This is a genomic window from Acinetobacter sp. ANC 3813 (assembly GCF_002135435.1).
In the GTDB taxonomy this organism is placed as follows: domain Bacteria; phylum Pseudomonadota; class Gammaproteobacteria; order Pseudomonadales; family Moraxellaceae; genus Acinetobacter.
Genome location: NZ_NEGK01000009.1, coordinates 167,108 through 188,729, shown reverse-complemented (window position 1 = coordinate 188,729; position 21,622 = coordinate 167,108). Strand labels below are relative to the sequence as shown.

Here is a 21,622-nt window from a genome sequence, read left to right as displayed (position 1 = left end):
ATTGTAGCGAATCTTACCCTGTCTGCACGTATTAAAAAAGTTTAACATGCTGAATAACCAGTAAAGTTATGCAGCATTGTACTGAAAAAGCCTTTAAGAATTAGACATCAACTTAATTGCTTAAATATTAAATTTAACTTTTACTTCTGTTTTTTGCTGAAGAAGCTTCTTATGTTCTAAGATATGTTGAAAAATCATATCTTTAACTTTGTCGTGCGTAAATCCGCTGGCATAGCCTTTAACGATAATAATACTGGGGAAACTGAAGAATAGATGTTTTGCATCGTCTAGTGTAGGTGTAGAAAAAATGCCGGATTCCTCAAGAGCTTGCTGAAAGAATTTTTTTTCTTCCATGACTTGTGCAGATATAGAGTCATTCCAGTAACTTTGGCGCATAGCCATCAGGTTATTGTGTTTATAGCTCATAAATAAAGCGGCTTGTAAAAAGGGCATCACTATTAATAGGGTTTTATTTGGCAGTTTCAATATACAAGGCGTATTTTTATTGTGACGCGGTCAAAAAATTCTTGCTGTTTATACCAATAGCTAGATATAGGATTCTAAAAAGGATTACGGTAGTATTTACACAACTAAAATAAAATTCTTTGAATTGTGGCTATCTCAAGCTAGGGGAACATTATGCGTTTTTGGGGTTTAATAGGATTAAGTTTGGCTGCGCTGTGCGCCAATACCGCGTTTGCGGAGGGTTTAAGTAAAGATTATTTGCAATGCACGACAGCAACATATGGAAATACGGATGTCATTCAAAAATGTATTAAAAAGGAATTAAAGCAGCAAGATAAGAGAATGAATAAATATTATAAAAAATATTTAAAAAATTCGAATGGTTATGCCGATAATTATAAAAATCAGCATGAGCTTTGGGCGTTTCGTGTGAACAAAGTCTGCGGAACAAATAATTCAACAGTTCATGCTTATATTGCACAGCAGCAATGTATTTTAGGCATGACTGTAGAACGTGCAGAATTCTATAAAAAGAAAACGCGCGCATACGAATAATTGCTGAAAGCATGTTTTAAAGCTGAATAAAAGCATGAAAACTGAGGTATCATAAGGCGTTTTGAAAATATGACCTTGGAGACGCCTTAAGTGGATCGACCGACTATTAGCCCTGAACATTTGCAGGAAGCCGCTGAAAACTTAACTACTATTCGTGATTTTATCCGTTTTGGAGTTTCAGCTTTACGTCAATACGATGCACATTTAGGCCAAGGTACAGAAGATTATTTTGCCGAAAGTTCAGCTTTAGTTTTGCAAACGCTGTCTTTGGACTGGAAGGTTGATTCTGACATTTTAGATGCCAAAGTATTGCCAAGCGAATCAGCTGAATTTTTAGCTTTGCTGGAACGCCGCATTAACGAAAAAGTTCCAACATCTTATTTACTGAATTTGTCTTATTTCTTTGGCAAGCCATTTTATGTCGATGAACGTGTATTGATTCCGCGTTCACCAATTGCTGAGCTGATCGAAAACCGTTTTGCGCCTTATTGTTTAGGTGAAAATGGCGAAATGGGCGCAGCAGTGAATAACTTGCCTGAAAACCCAAATCCGAAAACACCGCAGCGTATTTTGGATATGTGTACGGGTTCTGGCTGTATCGCGATTGCCTTAGCTTATGCATTCCCAGATTCAGAAGTGGATGCGACTGATCTTTCTAAAGATGCGCTTGAAGTGGCGCAAATCAACTGTGAACATCACAATAAGCAATATCAGATTGCGTTGCTTGAGTCTGATCTTTTTGAAAAAATTCCTGCCGAAAATCAATATGATTTGATTGTATCTAATCCGCCTTATGTTGACGCGGAAGATATGGCGGATCTGCCTGAAGAATTCCACCATGAACCTGAAATGGCGTTGGCTGCAGGTCAAGACGGTTTAGATCTTGTACGTAAAATGCTGGCGCAGGCTGCAGATTATTTAACTGAAGACGGCTTAATTGTGATTGAAGTGGGCAATTCAGAATGGGCAATGCGCCAAAACTTCAATACTGTTGATTTCTACTGGCTGCAGTTCCAAAAAGGCGGTACAGGTATTTTCGCGTTAACAGCTGCGCAATGCCGTACATATAGAGATTTATTCATCCAATCTGTTCAAGCATAAGGAGCCGTTGAACATGGCAGGCAATAGTATCGGTCAACTCTTCCGTGTAACGACTTGCGGTGAATCTCATGGTGTTGGCCTTATGGCCATTGTTGATGGCGTTCCGCCGGGGCTGGAGCTGTCTGCAGAGGATTTGCAGAAAGATTTAGACCGCCGCAAACCAGGCACGTCTAAATTTGCGACGCAGCGTAAAGAACCGGATGAAGTCGAAATTATTTCAGGCGTGTTTGAAGGCAAAACCACAGGAACATCGATTGGTTTGCTGATTCGCAATACAGACCAGAAATCGAAAGACTACGGCAATATTGCACAGACTTTCCGCCCTGGGCATGCAGATTATACCTATACTCAAAAGTATGGTTTCCGTGATTACCGTGGCGGCGGACGTTCAAGTGCGCGTGAAACCGCAATGCGTGTAGCTGCAGGCGCTATTGCTAAAAAGTTCTTGGCAGAAAAGTTTGCTATTGAAATCCGCGGTCATGTAACGCAAATCGGTACGGAAAAGGCAGAAAAATTGGATTGGAATGAAGTTCCAAATAACCCGTTTTTCTGCGGTGATGCTGATGCCGTTCCGCGTTTTGAAGCATTGGTGACATCACTTCGCGAACAGGGCACAAGCTGCGGCGCAAAACTTGAAATCATTGCGTCTAAAGTGCCGGTTGGCTGGGGTGAGCCCGTTTTTGACCGTCTGGATGCCGATATTGCGCATGCCATGATGTCAATAAATGCGGTAAAAGGTGTTGAAATTGGTGATGGTTTTGGCGTTGCAGAACAGTTTGGTCACCAAACTCGTGATGAGTTGAGTACAGATGGTTTCCTTGCAAATCATGCTGGCGGTATTCTGGGCGGTATTTCGAGCGGTCAGGATATTCGTGTTGCGATTGCCTTGAAGCCGACTGCATCAATTACCACACCGGGTAAAACCATTACCATTGAACGCGAAAATACGGATGTATTGACCAAAGGCCGCCATGACCCATGTGTAGGCGTTCGTGCAACACCAATTGCTGAAGCTATGCTGGCGATTGTGCTGATGGATCATTTCATGCGTAACCGTGCGCAAAATGCGGATGTAATTGCACCGTTTGCGCCCATTGAACCGAAGTAATCAGATTTAACATCTAATATAAAAAAGCCAGCCAATCGTCTGGCTTTTTTTTAAATAAAAAATGTTGTGCATAACGATGAGCAAATAATATGAAGAAAATGCGGTCAATAAGACGTGCAGGAATACAGGATATACCAGCAATTTGTAAATTAATGAATGTGGCGTATCGGGGTAAAATAGGACAAAGTTGGACGACCGAAAAAGATATGATTGCGGGTGATAGAATATCCCCAGCACAGCTGCAGGAGCATTTGGCTCAGCAGAATTTTGAACTTTGGCTTTTAGAAGATCAGATGCATGCTACAAGTTTAATTGGATGTATTGGCATATGCTATCAAGGTGTCAAGGCTGAAATTGGCAGTTTTAGTGTAGACCCAGCATTACAAAATCAAGGCTTGGGTAAAGAACTCTTAAATTTCGTAGAACAGCACATTATCCTGAAATTAAAATTCTTGAGATGTATGTATTGAGCTTAAGAACGGAATTAATGGCCTTTTACGCGCGCTGCGGTTACCTAAAAACTGCTCATAGGGAGGAATATCCAATTCATGCAAATGTTGGCACACCTTTGGCAGATCTGCATTTAGTTCAGATGATTAAAGTGCTTAAAATTTGAGAATTTTATGGATGGTTCCGAGAATGAGTGATGCAATAGCCCAAATAGAAAAGGCGTATTGGTAATGACCATACGCCCAAAATACATTTAAACGTTTTGCGAGCGACCATAAATGTATATCTATGATTTGTTATAGAGCTTTAATAGCCGCGTAAGAACATACGGTACGCTTTGGATTGCGTACCATTGCTCAGCATAGACTGTGTGATATCCATGCTATCTGAACAGATAATCACCTGAATATTTTTCGCATTTTTAAAACGGCTTAGTAGGCTTGCTGGAACATTTACCGTGTTTGCAGATTCGATCACTGTTGAGTTATCAAGTTTACGATGTGCTGTTGCGCCAATGGTGCTATATGAGTACTTTTTCCCATCAATATCGAAACTAATCTCGTTCATTTCAATCTGATATGGGCTGTAAATATGCAGCGATACCGCATAGGCGCCATGCTGTTTTTTCCAATCGATCGCAAGCTCTGGACAGCCAGGCATATTTTCACACAATAGCGGACCGCGAGTCGTCGTACGTGTAACAGCTTTGGAGTTTTCGACAGTTTTAACCGCTTGAGCAAGTGTGTCGGGTGTAGAGCCAGATTTAGAGGGAATGACTAAGCATCCTGTAAGCATGACTGTTAAATAGCTTAGAACGAAATAATTCTTCATGATTGATTCCTTAGAGATTTTATTTTTATTAAGCAAGATTTATTTTGTGCGTATAGTCACATATAAATTTTAAAAAGTAAAATAAATCACAATGAATGCTGTCGGAATTCTTTTGTTGGAAGGTAAGATTTTGTTTTTTAATATAATATTACACATTCGTTCCGCAAAGTTTATATAAAAGAATTCATATTTAGCTAGAACCATCATTCATAAATCTGCAGAACAAAAAGTCAATTGAGCATTTTTGCTTTAAGAAAAGCTTAAATATTCAGGTGTTTTAGTTTGTTTAATAATCGGATTTTAGCTTGATCTATAAGTTCGGCGTTGGTCGCTGGCGAAAGGTCGGACGCTTTTTTTTGCCTTAGAAAATACTTTATGCGTTCCGAATTAGCGCCAGATGGATGTGGAAAGCCATCTAATATTTGTTCCTCTTGCAAATAGCCTAAGCTGGATAGTGAATATAGTACATCTACTACAGCATTGCCAAAAGGGATATAAATAGCATGAGGAAGCAAGCGAATTTCAGGTACAAAATAGTTTTCTATATGCTGTTTTAAAAAATCATTTTTGAGCATATTGGGACTGGTGCCAGCATAGTTTTTGCCATTTACAAGAATACACTGCCGCAGCACAGAGGTCATTTGAACCATGGATTGATGTTCACTAAACAGCTGAACCGTGGAGGCAATGTTTAGTTTATGCTGTAAACCGATATGATCCAGAATCTGCACCAAATTTTTTCGAATTGGGCCGCTGAAAGCGCCTGCAGTTTTAGCATGTTTCAGTGCTTCATCTGTACTGAGGCCTTCTTTTAATGCATTTTGAGCCGCAGTCAGTGCATTTTTCCACTGCAATTGTCCAGGGCAAATGCCAACAAAGACAATTTTGGCATTTAAATTAATGCTGTCAAAAGGCGTATAAAAGCTGCTGAGTCTGCCGGATGATGCGATATGCAAAAGCGGTGAATGTGTCAATTCATCTATGGAATGGTGCAAGATATGGTCAGAAAAATCTGTGAAGCTATAGGCGTGCATGAATTTAGCAGTTAAAAGCTGTGAATAAACTTAATTCTAAGCTGTTCTAATCATTTGATGAAACAGAAATTATGTCTGCTGATGCGCTGGCCGATACAGAATAAATAAAATAATACTTGGAAGTGGTACAAAAATTGCTCATATTAGAGTGAGAAATATAAGAAACAGCTATTGCAGGAGAGAAGCGTTCAGTACGCTCGCCGAAGGAGCAAAGCCTCAGGAAACTCTCAGGCAAAAGGACTGCATAGCTGAAAAAATCTGGAGAGAAGCATAGCCAGGCTATGCTCACCGAAGGGGGAAGATTGCATTGGAATAAACTTATGTAATTGAAGCTCTCAGGTACCCAAACAGATGAGGCGCAATGATTTGAAATGCTCAGCATTTTAAGGAGTGCCTATATGTGTAAAATTGCAGTGATTGGTGCAGGAATTACAGGCGTGACTACCGCCTATGAGCTTAGCCTTTTGGGCTATGATGTGACCGTAATTGATAAGCATCTCTTTCCCGCCATGGAAACCTCATTTGCGAATGGCGGTCAGCTTTCGGCATGCAATGCTGAAGTTTGGAATCAAAAAGCGACTGTTTTAAAAGGCATTAAGTGGATGTCGCAAAAATCTGCGCCATTGCTTCTAAACCCAAGTTTTAGTGTGCATAAATATGCATGGCTGATGGAATTTCTAGGCAACATTAAACACTATAAGGAAAATACCCAAGAAACAGTGCGGCTGGCACTATTGGCGCGTCAGCGCTTATTTGAAATTGCAGAAAAAGAACAGATTGATTTTAATTTAGAAAAGCGTGGAATCTTGCATTTTTATCATAGTGAGGCAGATTATAAAGCCGCGATCAGTGTGAATGATATGCTGTGTGAGGGCGGTTTAATCCGCCACGCTGTCAGCAATGATGAAATGAAAACGATAGAGCCAAGCTTAACTGGAGAGTACTATGGCGGCTTCTATTGTCCAGGGGATGCCACGGGTGATATTCACAAATTTACAGCAGGTCTTGCGCAAGTCACGCAGAGAAAAGGTGTGGAATATTTGTTTGGACGTGAAGTGGTTTCAATTTCTCATCATGCTGCAGGGGTGACTTTACAGCTGAAAGCCAGTGATGAAAATGTCGATGCAGCGTCTGATCATATAGAAATACTAGATGCAGATGCTTTAGTGGTATGCGGTGGCGTTGGAAGTTATCAGTTGGCAGATATGTTAGGTGACCGAGTCAATGTTTACCCAGTCAAAGGCTATTCAATAACAGTAGAACTGCGTGATACACACAGTCAGAAGCAAGCGCCGTGGGTTAGTTTGCTGGATGAAAGCGCTAAAATTGTTACATCGCGCTTAGGTGAAGATCGTTTGCGCGTTGCTGGAACCGCTGAATTTAATGGCTATAACCGAGATATCCGTTCTGACCGTATTCAGCCATTAATTGATTGGGTCAATCGAAATTTTGATTTATCGACTGAGTTTTCTGTACCGTGGGCGGGTTTACGTCCTATGATGCCGAACATGATGCCTATGGTTAATCGTGGGAAGCGTGAGCGAGTCTTTTACAATACGGGGCATGGGCATTTGGGCTGGACGCTTTCTGCAGCCACAGCGGCTATGATTAGCCAGCAGGTTGCGAATAGCCATCCTGTATAACTCTAAGAAAAGCATGAAGTTTATGCTTCATGCTTTCATTTAATAGCTGTATTCATTATTTTTTAGTTATTTATATAAATTTCAGTAAGATGTATTAGAATGTTCTTGATATTTATCACTTAAAAATAATGGAAAAATGAATAAGCTTACTAAATTTATATTAAGTTCAGTTTTAATTGCAGGACTTTCGGGGTGTGTGTCTACGCGCGGATTGGTTTCGCTGGAATCACCGGTAAAACAGCTAGATTCTTCAGAGGAATTAAAAAAAGTTGCAGTGATTAATATCGTTGAAGACATGCGTGTATTCGAAGAAAAACCCAAACAGGCAAATATACCTTCACTTAAAGGTGGTCTGAAGAATGCAACAGATATAGATAAATCAAAGGCTGTAGCCCGTAAGCGTAATGGATATGGCAAAGCAATGGGCGATATACTGTTAAGAGATGAAACGGTCAGTTCTGTAATGCAAAAGCGGGTGGAATCTGCTTTGAGCAGGTCTGGTTATATTGTAGTACCAGCATCTCAAGCAGTGAAACCCGATTTGGTTTTAAATATGAAGATTAATAAGTTTTGGTCTTGGATGCAGCCAGGATTTTCGTATGTCACAATTAATACTGAAATTGAAACAGATATTCAAAATGTGAATGATGACAAAAAATCAATTCATACTTATAGCAAAATCTCGAAGCCAACAGCCATGGCGACAGGTTCAAAATGGATCAAAACAATGAATGAAACATTGGATGATTATGAAAATAGGCTGATTGAACAATTAAAGTAAAGTACCGTTTAAAAAGAAGCCATCTGGCTTCTTTTTAAACGGTTTAAGCTACAAATTATTAGTCATATAAACGGTAAACACCGGCAAAACGTTCACAGCCTTTTTGCGATGTTTTTACTGAAAGCAGCGCTTTACTGTACGTGAACTGGTATTTACAGTCATGTTCATTGTCTACGATTTCATTTTTTTGATCAGGCGTAGTGTAGGCTAAGAAAGCGATGCTTTGGGTATCCAGTCGATTATTGGGATTGCGGTAAGCAACGCCTTCAATTTTGATGCTGTCTTTACTCAGCTGATGCACTTTCATGTGCACTTGCTGCTGCGCAAAAGCACCATTTTCAAACTTTAGATAATGTTGTGTTAAGCTTTGGTTGAGCGAAACAAAAATATTCAGGTCGTCTGCGCGCAAATCAATTTGCTGCTTATAGCAATCTAAGCGCTTACATTGTTTTAAACGCTGCATCCACATTTGCTGAGTATCTTGAATAATACGGGCGGGCGCATCGGTAACCAGCAGTCCTGTCAGGTAAAGATTATTTAAATGTTCACGCTGTTTTGAAAAAGTATCCGAACATACTTTTTTTAAAGAATGATGAGGCTCGGAACAGTCTATAGCTTCTGCATATGCTGGGTTGCACAGAAAATAGCTAAGGCTTAAGCCAATTGTGATGGTTTTGATGATATTTATATCAGATTTCAACAGCATGATCGCTTATACTTTCACTACGTTGCGCTGGCTCTAACTATAGCGAAATAGAAAGCGTGAATACAAGATTACAATCGTTTATTTCTAAAGGAAGAATGCGATGGCTGCACCAATTAGAATCGGTCAAGGACTCGATGTACATGCATTTGAAGAAGGCGAGTTTGTCACGCTTGCAGGTGTTCAAATTCCGCATACACATGGCTTAAAAGCGCATTCTGACGGCGATGTGGTACTGCATGCCTTATGTGATGCGCTGCTGGGGGCTTTGGCCTTAGGTGATATTGGTCAGCATTTTCCAGACACAGATCCGAATTTTAAAGGCGCCGACAGCAAAGTTTTGCTGAAACATGTCTATCAGCTGATATTAGATCGCGGATATGTATTATCAAATGCAGATATTACTGTCGCGTGTGAACGCCCAAAATTGGCGCGGCATAATTTAGAAATGCGTCAAAGCATTGCGGATGTGCTGGATGTCGATATTACGCAAATTAGCGTAAAAGCAACGACCACTGAAAAGCTGGGCTTCACTGGCCGTCAGGAAGGGATTTTATCTACTGCAACCGTATTGGTTGTTCACGCGAAGTGATCTGGATGAATTAAGGACTGCTGCAGCTCTTTGGTCGATTTTCTGCCTTGCAGCTGCAGAGATACCGCATGGATTAAGCCTGTCCATGTTTCATTTGGTTCCCAAATTTGATGCATCAGTTCTTGCGCAGCAGGCATGTCTATATTCATATAATATTGACGGTATAAATACATGAGGCTGCTCACGCGGAAATTTTTAGCGCAGTGAATCCATACTAGCTGTTCCTGCACCAAATGATCGAGCATATCTAAAACCAGCAAGCACTGGTCATCAGATGGCGTATCCCACAGAATTGGCACTTGAATATAGTTTAAGCCTAGTTCTAGGCAAATACGGTCTTCATGCTCTAAGCGAGGATCAGCATCGGTCAGTGCCAAATTAACGACAGTGGTCACGCCATATTCTTTAATCAGCTGAAGCTGGGCTGCTGTAGGTTGTCCAGAGCTAAACAGGTGTTCATGAATAAACTGGAAGTTTTCGATCTGGCTTAAACCATTTTCAATATCATTCATACAGTTATTTTTACTTTTAAGATATATCAAACACTATAAAATAAAAACGCCATCTTGACGATGGCGTTTTTTAACTCTTAACGTGCTGGAAGCACATCTTTAAGCGCTTCGTGCATTTCAAGCAGCGCTTTTTCGGTTGTATCCCAATCGATACAGCCATCAGTCACAGATTTGCCATATTCTAAATTGCAAAGATCAGCAGGGATGTCTTGGCGTCCGCCTTTTAAATGGCTTTCCACCATCAAGCCAACGATTGACTTATTGCCATCTAAAATCTGCTCTGTAATATTTTTCAATACTAAAGGCTGTAAGTACGGGTCTTTATTTGAGTTAGCGTGGCTGGTATCAATCATGATTTTGCCGCTGACTTTGGCTTTAGCCAAGGCCGCTTCTGCATCTGCAACTGAACCTGCATCATAGTTTGGTTTGCCGTTGCCGCCGCGCAATACCACATGTGCATATGGGTTGCCGCTCGTGCGGATCACAGATACTTGACCTTGATCATTCAGGCCCAAGAAGCTGTGGCCGTGCTTCACTGACTGCATCGCGTTGGTTGCAACAGTTAAGCCGCCGTCTGTACCATTTTTGAAGCCGACAGGTGACGAAAGGCCAGAAGACATTTCGCGGTGAGTTTGGCTTTCCGTTGTACGCGCGCCAATTGCAGACCATGAAATTAAGTCTTGATAGTACTGCGGAGAGTTAGGATCAAGGGCTTCAGTTGCGCAAGGCAAGCCTTTTTCGTTCAGCTCAAGCAGCAATTGACGGCCAATACGAAGACCTTTCTCAATATTGAAAGAATCATTCATGTCTGGATCGTTAATTAAGCCTTTCCAGCCCACAGTCGTACGCGGTTTTTCGAAGTAAACACGCATGACCACATAAATCGTATCTTTAATTTTTTCACTGAGCGTTTTTAAGCGGTCAGCATATTCATGCGCAGCAACGGTGTCATGAATAGAACAAGGGCCAATAACAATGAAAATACGCTTATCTTCACCGTCTAAAATTTTGCGTACAGTGTCGCGGCCTTTAAGTACAGTTTGATAGGCAGTTTCAGTCAAAGGTAATTCTGTTTTGAGTTCCGCTGGCGTTACAAGGGGCTGAATGCTTTTTACATTCACGTCATCGATATCTGATTGTGTAATTGGGTTTGACTGTTGTGTATTCATTGCCGTCACTGGTTGTTCATACAAAAGGTTGTTTCATGAGCCGAATATAACATGAATGCACTGCATCATTGTTATAAAAAAGATCAATATGATGGTGAAAAAAAAGTGATGAATTGCAAAGATAAATTAAATATTCACACTTTTATGGGCATTTACAGCATCATTTTGGATGATCAATGCCGCTTCAGGTTTTGCCGCAGGTTTAGCTTTAATCGGGTTCAATATGAAATTGATACCAAGTGCAAATAAAGTGATGCCCAAAATTTTACGGATCAATTTTTCAGGCATATGCGAACTCAGCAGCGTACCAATTACAATTGCAGGAATTGAACCGCACAGCAGCCATCCCAGTAATTGAAAGTCTACATTGCCTGAAGTCATATGGCCCATGCCTGCTACAAAAGTCAGCAATACAGCATGCACAACATCTGAACCAATAATGCGGATCATTGGCAAGTTTGGGAAGAGTAAAACTAAAGCCATGATGCCAAATGCGCCTGCGCCTACAGAAGATAAGGTCACAAAAACGCCAAGTACAATACCCATAATAACAATCAGGGCACGCTTTTTAGTCGATTTGAAATTTACATGCTCTAAATCTTCAGTCATGTCATCACGGACATCATTGTTGCGGAACTTATTAAAGAAACGTTCGATATGACCGCGGAAAATAATAGATAGACCCGTTAGCGTCAGCATGAAACCCAAAACCATGGTTAATACAGCTTTATAACTGCTGGATTGGCTCAGGTAATTGTCTAAAACCCAGTGCGTTGCAAATGATGCAGGAATACTGCCGATTGAGAGCCAAATAACAATAGGCCATACAATATTCAATTTTTTGGCATGTACCAGCGAACCGCAGAATTTAGAGATAGCGGCATACAGCAGGTCTGTACCAATCGCAATATGCGGTTCAATCCTAAATAGGCTGATCAGGATTGGAGTCATTAAAGAACCGCCGCCGACACCTGTAATACCTACACAGAAGCCGACCAACACGCCAGCCATAATAAATTCAAAAGGACCAAACATGGTTATATGCCAAAATCGAAAAACGAGCATATCTTATGACTTTTAAAGATAAGCCGTTGTCTTGATTAGTGATTTGCTTATGCGAAAAAAAGATAAAGAGTATAAAGTCGGTTTGCCTTTAAAGTGGTTTTACTTTTATTTTGGCAGCCAGCACCGCAATTAAATGCAACAGATTCAGTATCAGCAACCATTTGACGATTTTGGGTATAGTTTGCTGATGTATCAGCCATGTATTTTGCTCGGATGTTACCGCATGCATATTTAGTGTGGACTTGCTGCTGTGTCGCAGGTCAATATCTTGAATGAATACTTCTTTTTTCGAGTTCTTATAATGCCAAAGCGGTGTAGTCATATAATAAATGAGGCTTAAATGTGATACAGCTACATTTTGCTTATGGACTGTTATTTGCTTGCAGTAATCGGCAAGCTTATGCATCTGAACCGCGCAATTGGCAACATATTTTTGATGGCCTGATTGAATAACTAGAGTGTGAATTTTACCCTTTTGAAGATGAGTTTGGGGCTGAATTAGAATTGCCTGCTCAAGTTTGCTTGGTAGCCATATGCTTGGAAAGAGCAGAAAGCAGAGGCTTTGAAGCAACATAGACAGTATGCAAAACAGTACAAACTTTTGTTTTGACCAATGCCAAAATCTTCGTATTGGCTGAAGTATTTCATTTGAAAGCCAAGTATTCATACTGCGTTAATTGGAATCCTGCTGGTGTTTTAATTGCATTAAATGTGTGCTGAAGGCATCCATTTATAATTTATTGTTTATGTTAGAATCAAGATGCAAAGCTTTATTTATAAAAGGACAGAACCTTGCAAAACCGAAAACTTAAAATAGGCATCGTGGTTGGAGAAGTATCTGGAGATACCTTAGGCGCCAAATTGATCCGCAGTTTTCGAGAGCAGGGTATTGATGCTGAGTTTGAAGGCATTGGTGGTCCGCAAATGATTGCAGAAGGTTTCAAAAGTTACTACCCGATGGATATTTTGTCTGTGATGGGTATTGTAGAAGTGCTTAAAGATATTAAGAAACTGTTTGCTGTGCGTGATGGCTTAGTTGCCACTTGGACTGAAAATCCTGTTGATGTATTTATTGGTATTGATGCGCCAGATTTTAACTTAAGACTGTCTAAAAGCTTAAAGCAAAAACAGTTGCCAATTAAAACTGTGCAGTATGTAAGTCCTTCGGTGTGGGCTTGGCGTCAAGGCCGTGTGCATGGCATTAAGGCCAACATAGATTTGGTGCTTTGCCTTTTCCCGTTCGAAAAAACTTTTTATAAAAAGTGGGATGTGCCAGCCGCATTTGTGGGGCATCCATTGGCAAGTCAATTGCCGCTTCAGAATCCAATTGCAGAAGCTAAAGCAGAACTGGGTTTAGATCCATCTCAGAAACACATTGCTTTATTGCCTGGAAGCCGCCGCGGTGAAATTGAGCGTTTAGGGCCTTTGGTGCTAGATGCCGCAAAAATTGTGATGCAAAAGCATCCAGAGTACGTTTTTTTAATTCCAGCCATTAATGATGCGCGTAAACAGCAAATTGAAGCGTTGTTAGCCAATTACCCAGAAGATTTTAAAGCTAGAGTGCAGCTGCTGGAAAATACCGATACTGAATCTAAAATTGGCCGTCAGGTAATGAATGCATCGAATATTGTTGCATTAGCCTCTGGTACAGCTACTTTAGAAGCGATGCTGCTGCATAGACCAATGGTGACGTTTTATCAGCTGAATTGGCTGACCTATCATGTCGTGAAATTCTTAATTAAGATTCCGTATTACTCGTTGCCGAATATTATTGCGGGCAAGAAAGTCATTCGGGAACTGATTCAAAAAGGTGCGACACCAGAAAAGCTGGCGGCAGAAATTGAAAAATTAATGAGTGTTGAAACTGCGCAGATTCAAGCGATGCAGCATATCACCATGCATAAGCAGCTTTTAGCAGGCAATAGTGAAGATCCTGTACAGGCTGTTTTAAATATTCTAAATCCGGCTTAATCTTTTACAGATGAGTTAAGCGCTTTGCTGGAACTGCTGGCGGTATTGGCTTGGCGTCAATTCATAACTGCGCTTAAAGCTTTGGCTGAATGCAGTTTCTGATGAATAGCCCACACGATGCGCAATCTGCTGAATAGACAGCTGCCCATGACGCAAATGCTGTGATGCCAAACGCAGGCGATGCTGCTGCAAATAAGCCAGCGGCGTCTCTCCAATAATTTGGGTAAACAAATTGGCAAATTTAGAACGTGACATGCAGCATTGTTCTGCCAGACTCTCGACCGTCCACGATAATTCAGGCTGTCCATGAATAGCGGCCAGCGCGCTGGATAATTCAACATGGGTCAGGGCATTCAGCCAGTTGTGTGAATCATTTAACTGGGCAATATAATCCCGCACGCATTCTATAAACAGAATACTCACCAAATGATCTAAAATCTTATCTCGGCCGGGGCGGATTTGATTGGCTTCCACTGCTAAGAATTGCAAACCGATCTGCAGCCATTCAGGCGCTGTGCTGCTCATAATATGATGGATATGCAAATAGCTGGGCAGCGCATTAAATAATGGTCTTGCCATAATGCTGTCTATATGGCCGCGGATTGCAAGAATTAGGCATGGCTCATGCTGCGGCAATTGATCTGATTCCAGTTCAATGGTTTTCTGACGCTTTTCATCAAACAAAGGACTAATGTCCAATGCAGTGTGATAAACCGTATCGACAGAAGCCGTGCAGAAATGATTTTGGCCTGAAGGGATAAGAATCAGGTCGCCCATCTCTAATGGAACTTTTTCACTGTTGATGTGCATCAAGCATGAGCCTTGCATCATGACATAGGCAATCATGGCGCCGTGTTCATGATATTGGAAAGACCAATTGTTTTTAGTTTTCAAATAAATATATTCAGATTTATTTAAATGAATATCATCGAAAATCTTACTTAAAGCATCCATGTTTTATCGTTCTGTATAGTTGGCGTTTAGGCTTATATGTATCCAAACACAGCAGGTGCGGTGCTGAGAGGACATCTTTTATCAATTCAAGCCAAAGACTTTGGCATAGTTTTTTTGGACGCTTGCAACTGTTATTGCGCCTGTATTTCTTGAAATATAAACATAGAAGAGAGAAATAGGGAAGTCTAGCAAATGAATGCTCCAGCAAAATTAAATCAAGAGCAAATGCAGCAGTTCAATGGCGCGTCCATTGACAAAAAACGTTACGGCTGGTTATTAAGCCCAGGATTGCCTGTGATTGGGATGGGAATTTTAGCGGGATATCACTTTGGTCCGAAAATGACCAAAAAAGTTTTTGCCATGGGTGGGCCGCTTTTATTGCATGTGATTATTCCTGCAATTGATGCGCTGGTTGGTTCTGATGACAATAACCCGACAGATGAAGATATTAAAGTGCTGGTCCAAGACCCTTACTATGACCGCATTGTCAAAGTATTTATTCCTTTGCAGATGGCCGCGAATGTTTTTGCAGGTTATGTGGTGACGCGCAAAGACGTGTCATTCTTAGACCAAATTTTGCTGGGCGTATCGATGGGCGCGATCAACGGCATTGGCGTAAATACCGCACATGAGCTGTGCCACCGCCCAAATAAAAAGGATCATTATTGGTCGCATGCGACGCTCGCGCCGCTGGCGTATAATCATTTTCGTATTGAACATCCATATGGACACCATAAACGCGCTGCAACGCCTGAAGATCCAGCATCTTCAAAAATGGGCGAAACCTTTTATGAGTTTTGGCCAAGAACTGTATTTGGAGGTTTGAAATCTGCGGTTCATATTGAAAAGCAGCGTTTAAAGCGTAAAGGGCTGTCTTTCTGGAGCAAGGAAAATGAGCTGTTTCATGGCTGGGCAATGAGTGCTGGATTCCATGGCGCAATGTTCTCACTATTTGGCAAAAAGGTAGCGCCGTATTTGGCAACACAAGCGCTCTACGGCATTAGTCTATTTGAAATTATTAATTATATTGAACATTATGGTTTGAAGCGTGAAGAAAAGGCGGATGGCAGCTACGCGCGTACCATGCCTGAGCATAGCTGGAACAATAATAATGTGGTGACGAATTTGTTCCTGTATCAGCTACAGCGCCATTCAGATCATCATGCGTATCCGACACGGCCATTCCAAGCGCTGCGCCATTTTGATGAAGCGCCAGAGCTGCCTAGCGGCTATGCAACCATGTTGCTGCCTGCACTGATTCCATCGCTGTGGTTCAAGATGATGGATAAACGTGTGTATGACCATTATGAAGGTGATTTGACCAAGGCCAATATTTCTCCGAAGCGCCGTGCGAGCATCTTTAAAAAGTTTGGTCTAAGTGCTTAATCGAGATTTAAGGTATTCAAAAGCCCAAACAAGCTGTTTGGGCTTTTTTATAAATGATGATGAAATACATCGTAAAGTGGTTGAATTATTTAATAAAAATATAATAATCAAAATGATAAGAGAATAACGAAGTATATTTAATGATATTGCAGAATTTAGAATATGGCTTACCTGCAGGAACTCGTATTGTCACTAAACATGGTTTAGTTCCTATTGAGCAGATCAAAATGGGTGATTTAGTCTTATCACAATCGGATTCTGGGCAAGGGGAGCCGTATTATCAGCCTGTAAATCAGATTCTGTATACTGAAGATAAAGAAATTTGGAAATTGTACTATTTTGAAGTTAAGGCGAATACAGACCTAACAAAACTGCATAAGGGGAAATTACTGCAACTTTCCCATAAAGGAAAACTTAATGGTGTAGCAGCTTCTTCAAACGCGTTGTTTCTGGTTAAGGATTTGGGCTGGACACCTTTATGTGAGTTAAAAAATGGACAAATCATACAAACTAAGAACTCAGAAATTGAAGCTTTAGTTTTTATGGTCAATCCATTAAGGGAAACAACATTGGCAAAGTGTGCTGGAAACTATCATGTTCGAAATCTATTCGATGCTGATCGAAAAGGTTTTGACATTCCAGATGATGACTATTTTGATCTACTTGAATATAACGATCATGGTCTATGTACAATTTTAGCTGATAACTCCCTTAGTCCATTAAAAGCCAATGGGCAAGAAGTTCATGTTTTAAGCACTACATTTAAAAGAACAATTTACAATTTGAAAGTTAATGAACGTTCTAATTTTTATATTTTTTCGGAAGAATTATTGGTTAAAGGTGTTTAATTTTAAATCAATGTTCATCCTCTGTAGATTGCTCAGGATGAATGTTGCACAAATTGGTTTAAAAATATTCAAATTGAATTCTGTTCTATATTTATCAATAGCTTATCTTGGGAAAAAGTCCACAAAATCTGTGGAAAACTCTTGGGATAAAACCAAGTAAAGATTATTTTGAGTATATACACTAATAAATAGTCGGTAAATCAATGCATTGGTCTGGTTTGAATTATGATTAAAGTTCGATACATAAAATAGCCTAAGCAAGCTAAACAATTCATTTTAAAAAGCTTATAATTTCACAATCACATGCTAAATATCAGTCAAAGATGACACCAGCTTGCAAACTTTTAAAAACACAAAAAATTGAATTTTCTATTCATGAATATGAACATGACCCAGATGCTAAAAGCTTTGGTTTAGAAGCCGCAGAAAAACTTGGCCTTCAGGTTGCAGAAGTCTTTAAGACATTGATGGTAACAGACGAAAAAAACTATTTTGTGGCAGTGTTGCCCGTCAATCATCAATTAAGTTTAAAAAAAGTTGCATCAGCGTTTGGCTGTAAAAAACTCAAAATGGCTGACCCCAAAGATGCAGAACGTCTAACAGGTTACTTGGTTGGTGGGATTAGCCCTGTGGGGCAAAAGAAACGTTTAAAAACAGTTATTTGCATTAGTTCAAAACAGCTTGATCGGATGTATGTGAGTGGCGGAAAACGAGGGCTAGATATAGGATTAAAGCCACAGGATTTAGCTGATGTTTTGGGTGCTCAATTTGCCGATATTATTGATGAATAAACATGTTTCTAAACATTGAAAATTAAGTTTATTTAATCAAGTTACTCACACTATTACTCACAAATCAAAATCCTTAAAACAAATAAAGTCGCCCTAGGCGACTTTATTTTCTAATTCTACATCAAGAATGACTGATTGCACATACGAATGTAGCCAGAAGCTTTTTCGGCCATCCTTATATGGCTTAATGTATCGGCTATCCCTAATTCGAGCATCTAGAGTCTCTGGCTCTATATTGAGTAATTTTGCAAACTCATAGCGGCCAACTCGGCGCTCATCTTTAACTTGAATTGCTTTTTTAAGTTCTTGCATTTCTTTATAGATGGCTTTTAATAATTCGTGATCTAAGCTTGTTTTCATGACACCTCCTTCAAACTACGCTTCACAGCCGCAGGCAACCCATCTGCTGCAGCCAATTTTTCATTTATAAGCGCGTATAACAATGTGACTAATTCAGTCGGCAATGTTGTCGTGTAAAACATTCCTGATACATGGCGCGGAGCCAGTTCTTCGCGGAATTCTTCTAAAAGCTCGATTTCTGCAGAATCTAATTGATTTATATCCATCACGCCACCTTTAACATCACTGCTTGAGCTTGGAGGCGCAGAATGAATTCTTTGCCTTTTTTGAACCACATTCTGAGAAACAGCTCATAACGCTTTTGCGCTGCTTCATTCATGTTCCCAAGCCGGTCTATTTTTAGTCCTGGTTTATTTGCCTTGGTGAAGATTGTTTCACCAATTATTTTATTGATTACACACTGATAGCCATCGCTTGCCACAAACATCGTGAAAGCAGGGATAAGCTGTTTAGGACAAATCATTGAGCCACCTCACTGCCTTGATTCTCTAATTCAAAGCGGCGGCGCTTCACATAACCCATGAGCTTTGGCTGAATATCCGCATGTCTAGTAGATACTTCAATTTCCAAGCAATCCAGTTCAGTCAAATCTTTAGCATTCTGAATTTGCACCATCAATGACGGTGGCTCTTTAACTTGAGCGTTTTCAGGTGGATTTAGCTCATTTAAGCGCTTATGAATGGCATCTAGCAGGGGCTTGCGTTGCGCTTCACTCCAAGACTTGGTGTAGCTGGTCAGGGCAGTGGCCTCTGTCGGTGTTTTGGCCATGGCCGCGCGGTTCAGTAAATCATTGAGTAGGTTTTTATATTCAAGATCTTCTGCTGGCACTTGCAGCTCAATACTGATTGACGGTTCAGCGACGGCTTCTTCTGACGGCTGAGTCTTTACTTCCACATCATGTGATATTGAATTTTGCTCATTTGCTGCGGTATCCGCTTTAAGCTTGCGAGTACGTGTTTTACGGATCTTTATTTCTGCAGTTTTAACGATTGGATGCACGACCACGCGGCCAAATAGATCTGCGATTGCCTGCAGCTGAAGTTTGGCATTTTCTTCATCGGCCTGAACAAATCCATTGAGTAAGCTATTTTGAATTTCAGCATTAGTCACATCATATTTGGTGTGTACGATGCAGGTCGGCTGCACGATAAAAATATCTTGGCCATCATTTAATTCAAGAGCATTTAATGGCTTGGTAAAACGGATGCCAGATACTTCCATCATTTCTAATTTTAGGCAAAACTCAAAACCAGTCTTAGCAAAGATTGTTGCAGGGAACTGGTCCAGCTCATCAAAATCCAGCATGTCACCAACAGGCCGACACATTACATGCTTGCCAGCCATCATTGCATTAAAAGCTTCGGTACCTGAAAGAATAGGGTTCATTGATATATTCTCCAATTAACTGTGCATGCTGTTTGGCTGCTGGTTTTGATTTTGTTGCGGCGGTGCATCTGACCAGCCCATTTGATCTGCACGGGCGCGGCAGGCCTGCCGAATCTGATTATTAAATTTAGTATTGCCAAAGGTATTGATGGCCTTATCCAACGTTTCTGGCTTTTTTGCATTACGGATGGACACCAAAGCATCCTGATAGCGCTGGTCTAAAGGCTTCTGCTGAGGATTATTTGCCTGCTGCTGCGCTGGCGGATTGTGCGGCGCAGATTGGCGCTGCTGGCCCTGATTTGATTGACCGCGGTTCGCCTGATGGTTCACTTGGTTGTGATATTCGTCTGAATCGTAGTCTTTGGTGTCGTCAATTAGGAACATGCCATTCAAGGCATACTTTCTCGCGTAAGAGCTGGATGTACCAAAGGTCTGCGCGACGTCCATGCCTTTCTTATCAATTTCCACACCAGCATGCGCTGTAACTGTAGTTTCTTTGCCATCTGCATCGGTAAATACGACTTTTGCTGTAACCACAACGACAGGGCCAACTTGCTGCAATTCGTCCGTAATGACCAAAGTTGAGTTGGTTGCCTGCAGCAAAGGCTTAACCGCTTCAAGAATGTCTTCGCAGCTGCGGTAGTGGTATTTACCAAAAGAGTTGTATTTGCTCTTTGGCGCTTTTAATTCGAGCTGAATTTTCTGCAATGCGTTCATGTTATTTCTCCCAGCTCAATTATTTAAAAGATGTGCCAAAGGCATCAGTGTTGTGTTTTGCAATCTTGTACTGCTCGCACTCATGGCGTGAATTCCAGCGCGTGAAGCTGTGGTGACGGGTCACACGATCCAGTTTGCGCTGCGGGTTCAATACGCTTTTAACTGCAGTTTGAAATGGCAATGAATTGACCAGATCTGCTGGAGCGGCTTTATGCATGCCGTTTTCAACTACCACTACGCAATTTAACCAGGAGAAAACAGGGGCATTCTTTTCAAATACATTGCGGTCGAAGCCTTTTGAAAAGTCTGCAGAAACTTTGATGATGTATTCGGTACCATTCACATCCACCTTATAGCCGTGGCTAACGCGGCAGATGAAGCGGGCAGTGATCTTCTGAGCACCCAGTACTTCGTTTACATTGCGGCGGATCCAAGACTTGGCCGAAAGCGTGGCTTCATCAACGCGGTTGAGTTCACCGGCAGTATTTAGGATGTAGATTTCATTATTCTTCACGCAGTAAACCGTGTTGCCCATGCGTATACGATGGAAGCCAGCAGCATCAAGGCCCAAGTCTTCGCGGAATGGTTTATCAAAAGTCTTGTTCATTAGGCAGCCTCCAGCAGTTTGTATTGGAGCATGTGAGCCACCAGCATTTGGTTGATGCTGAGATGGTCATTGAAGTCTGTAAAGTCGTGAATTGGATAACCAGATGTATCCATAACTTTGTCTACAGATAGATTTGTGATTTCGGCATTGGTGAATTCACTGCCGGGTACGCCGTATGAGTCATCGATGCGTTCGAAGTCAAAGCTGACGTCTAGGGTAAAGCCGTCTAAGCGGACGACTGCAGTGCCTGAGTTGGCAGTGTTGAAGTGCATTGCGGCCACAGCGTTATAAGCTGGGATGATTTGATCATTGGATGATGGCATGCTGCCAAAGTCTGGCTGATATGCGTATGCTAATGCGCCAATTGCGATGCTGGCTGTAAATACACTTACAGCAAAGCTATTGAATGGGGTAAAGGTTTTGTTCATACTTATCTCGCAGTTTTCTGTAAAAGCGCACGGGTTTCTCAGGTCAGTGCGCTTTTTTGTTGTCTGGTGAAATAAATACTACTTTAAGTAGAAATATTGTCAATACATTGTAGAAATTATTTCTACTTTTAATTGTTTTTTGTTTTATAGTAAGCAAAAGAAAAC

27 protein-coding genes and 1 riboswitch are annotated in these 21,622 nt (G+C 41.0%); of the genes, 11 read left to right on the top strand and 16 right to left on the bottom strand.

The features are described from left to right. Positions 1 to 120: 120 nt before the first annotated feature. Positions 121 to 426, bottom strand: coding sequence for a hypothetical protein (locus B9T34_RS14470; protein WP_086213830.1), 306 nt, complete (start codon positions 424 to 426; stop codon positions 121 to 123). 213 nt (positions 427 to 639) lie between these two features. Here B9T34_RS14470 and B9T34_RS14465 point away from each other — a divergent pair, with 213 nt between their 5' ends. From B9T34_RS14465 to B9T34_RS14450, 4 genes are all read left to right on the top strand, one after another. Then, positions 640 to 1,020 (top strand): lysozyme inhibitor LprI family protein, encoded by a 381-nt coding sequence (locus B9T34_RS14465; protein WP_086213829.1) that lies wholly within the window; start codon positions 640 to 642, stop codon positions 1,018 to 1,020. Between the two features lie 90 nt (positions 1,021 to 1,110). Then, positions 1,111 to 2,121 carry a 50S ribosomal protein L3 N(5)-glutamine methyltransferase gene (prmB, locus tag B9T34_RS14460; protein ID WP_086213828.1) on the top strand — a complete coding sequence of 337 codons (1,011 nt, stop codon included), beginning with the start codon at positions 1,111 to 1,113 and terminating at the stop codon, positions 2,119 to 2,121. Positions 2,122 to 2,134: 13 nt separating this feature from the next. After that, positions 2,135 to 3,229, top strand: a complete 1,095-nt coding sequence (gene aroC / locus B9T34_RS14455) for a chorismate synthase (protein WP_086213827.1) — start codon at positions 2,135 to 2,137, stop codon at positions 3,227 to 3,229. An 89-nt stretch (positions 3,230 to 3,318) separates the two neighbouring features. Beyond that, a complete protein-coding gene (locus B9T34_RS14450; protein WP_228147462.1) occupies positions 3,319 to 3,699 on the top strand; it encodes a GNAT family N-acetyltransferase in 381 nt (126 codons plus the stop codon). A 286-nt stretch (positions 3,700 to 3,985) separates the two neighbouring features. Here B9T34_RS14450 and B9T34_RS14445 read toward each other — a convergent pair whose 3' ends face one another. Further along, the gene (locus B9T34_RS14445) at positions 3,986 to 4,510 is read right to left on the bottom strand and encodes a hypothetical protein (protein ID WP_086213826.1); all 525 of its coding nucleotides are present in this window, start codon (positions 4,508 to 4,510) and stop codon (positions 3,986 to 3,988) included. Between the two features lie 260 nt (positions 4,511 to 4,770). Beyond that, a complete protein-coding gene (locus tag B9T34_RS14440; protein ID WP_086213825.1) occupies positions 4,771 to 5,544 on the bottom strand; it encodes a hypothetical protein in 774 nt (257 codons plus the stop codon). A gap of 164 nt (positions 5,545 to 5,708) precedes the next feature. Then, positions 5,709 to 5,797, top strand: a riboswitch (glycine riboswitch). A gap of 145 nt (positions 5,798 to 5,942) precedes the next feature. On the opposite strand from B9T34_RS14440, the gene B9T34_RS14435 reads away from it, so the two are divergent. Both B9T34_RS14435 and B9T34_RS14430 read left to right on the top strand, forming a co-directional pair. Continuing rightward, the gene (locus B9T34_RS14435) at positions 5,943 to 7,187 is read left to right on the top strand and encodes a D-amino acid dehydrogenase (protein ID WP_086213824.1); all 1,245 of its coding nucleotides are present in this window, start codon (positions 5,943 to 5,945) and stop codon (positions 7,185 to 7,187) included. A 136-nt stretch (positions 7,188 to 7,323) separates the two neighbouring features. Next, positions 7,324 to 7,968: a flagellar biosynthesis protein gene (locus tag B9T34_RS14430; RefSeq protein ID WP_086213823.1), complete on the top strand. Its 645-nt coding sequence runs from the start codon at positions 7,324 to 7,326 to the stop codon at positions 7,966 to 7,968. A 58-nt stretch (positions 7,969 to 8,026) separates the two neighbouring features. Here the strand turns inward: B9T34_RS14430 and B9T34_RS14425 are convergent, their stop codons facing one another. Continuing rightward, entirely contained in the window at positions 8,027 to 8,674 is a 648-nt protein-coding gene (locus tag B9T34_RS14425; RefSeq protein WP_086213822.1) for a hypothetical protein, read from the bottom strand. Between the two features lie 100 nt (positions 8,675 to 8,774). Between B9T34_RS14425 and ispF the strand changes: the two genes are divergently transcribed. Continuing rightward, complete coding sequence (ispF, locus tag B9T34_RS14420; protein ID WP_086213821.1) at positions 8,775 to 9,263, top strand: 2-C-methyl-D-erythritol 2,4-cyclodiphosphate synthase; 489 nt, start codon at positions 8,775 to 8,777, stop codon at positions 9,261 to 9,263. Here ispF and B9T34_RS14415 read toward each other — a convergent pair. From B9T34_RS14415 to B9T34_RS14400, 4 genes are all read right to left on the bottom strand, one after another. Further along, positions 9,251 to 9,775: a protein tyrosine phosphatase family protein gene (locus B9T34_RS14415; RefSeq protein WP_086213820.1), complete on the bottom strand. Its 525-nt coding sequence runs from the start codon at positions 9,773 to 9,775 to the stop codon at positions 9,251 to 9,253. The genes ispF and B9T34_RS14415 overlap by 13 nt on opposite strands. A 77-nt stretch (positions 9,776 to 9,852) precedes the next feature. Beyond that, on the bottom strand, positions 9,853 to 10,944 hold the full coding sequence (locus tag B9T34_RS14410) for a 3-deoxy-7-phosphoheptulonate synthase (protein ID WP_086213819.1): 1,092 nt from the start codon (positions 10,942 to 10,944) through the stop codon (positions 9,853 to 9,855). Between the two features lie 126 nt (positions 10,945 to 11,070). After that, complete coding sequence (locus tag B9T34_RS14405) at positions 11,071 to 11,979, bottom strand: sulfite exporter TauE/SafE family protein (protein ID WP_086213818.1); 909 nt, start codon at positions 11,977 to 11,979, stop codon at positions 11,071 to 11,073. A gap of 118 nt (positions 11,980 to 12,097) precedes the next feature. Then, positions 12,098 to 12,583: a hypothetical protein gene (locus tag B9T34_RS14400; protein WP_139841278.1), complete on the bottom strand. Its 486-nt coding sequence runs from the start codon at positions 12,581 to 12,583 to the stop codon at positions 12,098 to 12,100. A gap of 218 nt (positions 12,584 to 12,801) precedes the next feature. Between B9T34_RS14400 and lpxB the strand changes: the two genes are divergently transcribed. Beyond that, entirely contained in the window at positions 12,802 to 13,980 is a 1,179-nt protein-coding gene (gene lpxB / locus B9T34_RS14395; protein ID WP_086213816.1) for a lipid-A-disaccharide synthase, read from the top strand. A gap of 15 nt (positions 13,981 to 13,995) precedes the next feature. On the opposite strand, the gene B9T34_RS14390 is transcribed toward lpxB, so the two are convergent. Continuing rightward, a complete protein-coding gene (locus tag B9T34_RS14390) occupies positions 13,996 to 14,934 on the bottom strand; it encodes an AraC family transcriptional regulator (RefSeq protein ID WP_086213815.1) in 939 nt (312 codons plus the stop codon). Between the two features lie 192 nt (positions 14,935 to 15,126). Between B9T34_RS14390 and B9T34_RS14385 the strand changes: the two genes are divergently transcribed. The 3 genes from B9T34_RS14385 (at position 15,127) to ybaK (ending at position 17,959) form a co-directional block, all read left to right on the top strand. Then, complete coding sequence (locus B9T34_RS14385) at positions 15,127 to 16,320, top strand: alkane 1-monooxygenase (protein ID WP_086213814.1); 1,194 nt, start codon at positions 15,127 to 15,129, stop codon at positions 16,318 to 16,320. A gap of 140 nt (positions 16,321 to 16,460) precedes the next feature. Then, complete coding sequence (locus tag B9T34_RS19065) at positions 16,461 to 17,168, top strand: Hint domain-containing protein (protein ID WP_228147461.1); 708 nt, start codon at positions 16,461 to 16,463, stop codon at positions 17,166 to 17,168. Positions 17,169 to 17,491: 323 nt separating this feature from the next. Beyond that, positions 17,492 to 17,959, top strand: a complete 468-nt coding sequence (gene ybaK / locus B9T34_RS14370) for a Cys-tRNA(Pro) deacylase (RefSeq protein WP_086213813.1) — start codon at positions 17,492 to 17,494, stop codon at positions 17,957 to 17,959. Between the two features lie 93 nt (positions 17,960 to 18,052). On the opposite strand, the gene B9T34_RS14365 is transcribed toward ybaK, so the two are convergent. From B9T34_RS14365 to B9T34_RS14335, 7 genes are read right to left on the bottom strand one after another with little or no spacing between them, the layout of a single operon-like run. Further along, positions 18,053 to 18,319, bottom strand: coding sequence for a hypothetical protein (locus tag B9T34_RS14365; RefSeq protein ID WP_086213812.1), 267 nt, complete (start codon positions 18,317 to 18,319; stop codon positions 18,053 to 18,055). Continuing rightward, positions 18,316 to 18,525, bottom strand: a complete 210-nt coding sequence (locus B9T34_RS14360) for a hypothetical protein (protein ID WP_086213811.1) — start codon at positions 18,523 to 18,525, stop codon at positions 18,316 to 18,318. Before B9T34_RS14360 ends, B9T34_RS14365 begins: the two co-directional genes overlap by 4 nt. Continuing rightward, complete coding sequence (locus tag B9T34_RS14355; RefSeq protein ID WP_086213810.1) at positions 18,525 to 18,782, bottom strand: hypothetical protein; 258 nt, start codon at positions 18,780 to 18,782, stop codon at positions 18,525 to 18,527. The genes B9T34_RS14360 and B9T34_RS14355 overlap by 1 nt, the downstream gene beginning before the upstream one ends. After that, positions 18,779 to 19,705 carry a hypothetical protein gene (locus B9T34_RS14350; RefSeq protein WP_086213809.1) on the bottom strand — a complete coding sequence of 309 codons (927 nt, stop codon included), beginning with the start codon at positions 19,703 to 19,705 and terminating at the stop codon, positions 18,779 to 18,781. Before B9T34_RS14350 ends, B9T34_RS14355 begins: the two co-directional genes overlap by 4 nt. 15 nt (positions 19,706 to 19,720) lie before the next feature. Then, the gene (locus tag B9T34_RS14345) at positions 19,721 to 20,422 is read right to left on the bottom strand and encodes an ERF family protein (RefSeq protein ID WP_086213808.1); all 702 of its coding nucleotides are present in this window, start codon (positions 20,420 to 20,422) and stop codon (positions 19,721 to 19,723) included. Positions 20,423 to 20,441: 19 nt separating this feature from the next. Continuing rightward, a complete protein-coding gene (locus B9T34_RS14340; protein ID WP_086213807.1) occupies positions 20,442 to 21,029 on the bottom strand; it encodes a hypothetical protein in 588 nt (195 codons plus the stop codon). Beyond that, on the bottom strand, positions 21,029 to 21,457 hold the full coding sequence (locus tag B9T34_RS14335) for a hypothetical protein (protein ID WP_086213806.1): 429 nt from the start codon (positions 21,455 to 21,457) through the stop codon (positions 21,029 to 21,031). The genes B9T34_RS14340 and B9T34_RS14335 overlap by 1 nt, the downstream gene beginning before the upstream one ends. Positions 21,458 to 21,622: the final 165 nt, after the last annotated feature.

Bases quoted from the DNA above. Each gene is read 5' to 3' on its own strand.
- B9T34_RS14335 (WP_086213806.1), bottom strand. From the start codon at position 21,457: ATGAACAAAACCTTTACCCCATTCAATAGCTTTGCTGTAAGTGTATTT.
- B9T34_RS14435 (WP_086213824.1), top strand. From the start codon at position 5,943: ATGTGTAAAATTGCAGTGATTGGTGCAGGAATTACAGGCGTGACTACC.
- B9T34_RS14360 (WP_086213811.1), bottom strand. From the start codon at position 18,525: ATGGATATAAATCAATTAGATTCTGCAGAAATCGAGCTTTTAGAAGAA.
- B9T34_RS14430 (WP_086213823.1), top strand. From the start codon at position 7,324: ATGAATAAGCTTACTAAATTTATATTAAGTTCAGTTTTAATTGCAGGA.
- B9T34_RS14390 (WP_086213815.1), bottom strand. From the start codon at position 14,934: ATGGATGCTTTAAGTAAGATTTTCGATGATATTCATTTAAATAAATCT.
- B9T34_RS14450 (WP_228147462.1), top strand. From the start codon at position 3,319: ATGAAGAAAATGCGGTCAATAAGACGTGCAGGAATACAGGATATACCA.
- B9T34_RS14340 (WP_086213807.1), bottom strand. From the start codon at position 21,029: ATGAACAAGACTTTTGATAAACCATTCCGCGAAGACTTGGGCCTTGAT.
- B9T34_RS14470 (WP_086213830.1), bottom strand. From the start codon at position 426: ATGAGCTATAAACACAATAACCTGATGGCTATGCGCCAAAGTTACTGG.
- B9T34_RS14400 (WP_139841278.1), bottom strand. From the start codon at position 12,583: ATGTTGCTTCAAAGCCTCTGCTTTCTGCTCTTTCCAAGCATATGGCTA.
- B9T34_RS14410 (WP_086213819.1), bottom strand. From the start codon at position 10,944: ATGAATACACAACAGTCAAACCCAATTACACAATCAGATATCGATGAC.
- B9T34_RS14385 (WP_086213814.1), top strand. From the start codon at position 15,127: ATGAATGCTCCAGCAAAATTAAATCAAGAGCAAATGCAGCAGTTCAAT.
- B9T34_RS14415 (WP_086213820.1), bottom strand. From the start codon at position 9,775: ATGAATGATATTGAAAATGGTTTAAGCCAGATCGAAAACTTCCAGTTT.
- ispF (WP_086213821.1), top strand. From the start codon at position 8,775: ATGGCTGCACCAATTAGAATCGGTCAAGGACTCGATGTACATGCATTT.
- B9T34_RS14465 (WP_086213829.1), top strand. From the start codon at position 640: ATGCGTTTTTGGGGTTTAATAGGATTAAGTTTGGCTGCGCTGTGCGCC.
- B9T34_RS14405 (WP_086213818.1), bottom strand. From the start codon at position 11,979: ATGTTTGGTCCTTTTGAATTTATTATGGCTGGCGTGTTGGTCGGCTTC.
- B9T34_RS14445 (WP_086213826.1), bottom strand. From the start codon at position 4,510: ATGAAGAATTATTTCGTTCTAAGCTATTTAACAGTCATGCTTACAGGA.
- aroC (WP_086213827.1), top strand. From the start codon at position 2,135: ATGGCAGGCAATAGTATCGGTCAACTCTTCCGTGTAACGACTTGCGGT.
- B9T34_RS14425 (WP_086213822.1), bottom strand. From the start codon at position 8,674: ATGCTGTTGAAATCTGATATAAATATCATCAAAACCATCACAATTGGC.
- B9T34_RS14440 (WP_086213825.1), bottom strand. From the start codon at position 5,544: ATGCACGCCTATAGCTTCACAGATTTTTCTGACCATATCTTGCACCAT.
- B9T34_RS14355 (WP_086213810.1), bottom strand. From the start codon at position 18,782: ATGATTTGTCCTAAACAGCTTATCCCTGCTTTCACGATGTTTGTGGCA.
- B9T34_RS14345 (WP_086213808.1), bottom strand. From the start codon at position 20,422: ATGAACGCATTGCAGAAAATTCAGCTCGAATTAAAAGCGCCAAAGAGC.
- ybaK (WP_086213813.1), top strand. From the start codon at position 17,492: ATGACACCAGCTTGCAAACTTTTAAAAACACAAAAAATTGAATTTTCT.
- B9T34_RS14350 (WP_086213809.1), bottom strand. From the start codon at position 19,705: ATGAACCCTATTCTTTCAGGTACCGAAGCTTTTAATGCAATGATGGCT.
- B9T34_RS14365 (WP_086213812.1), bottom strand. From the start codon at position 18,319: ATGAAAACAAGCTTAGATCACGAATTATTAAAAGCCATCTATAAAGAA.
- B9T34_RS19065 (WP_228147461.1), top strand. From the start codon at position 16,461: ATGATATTGCAGAATTTAGAATATGGCTTACCTGCAGGAACTCGTATT.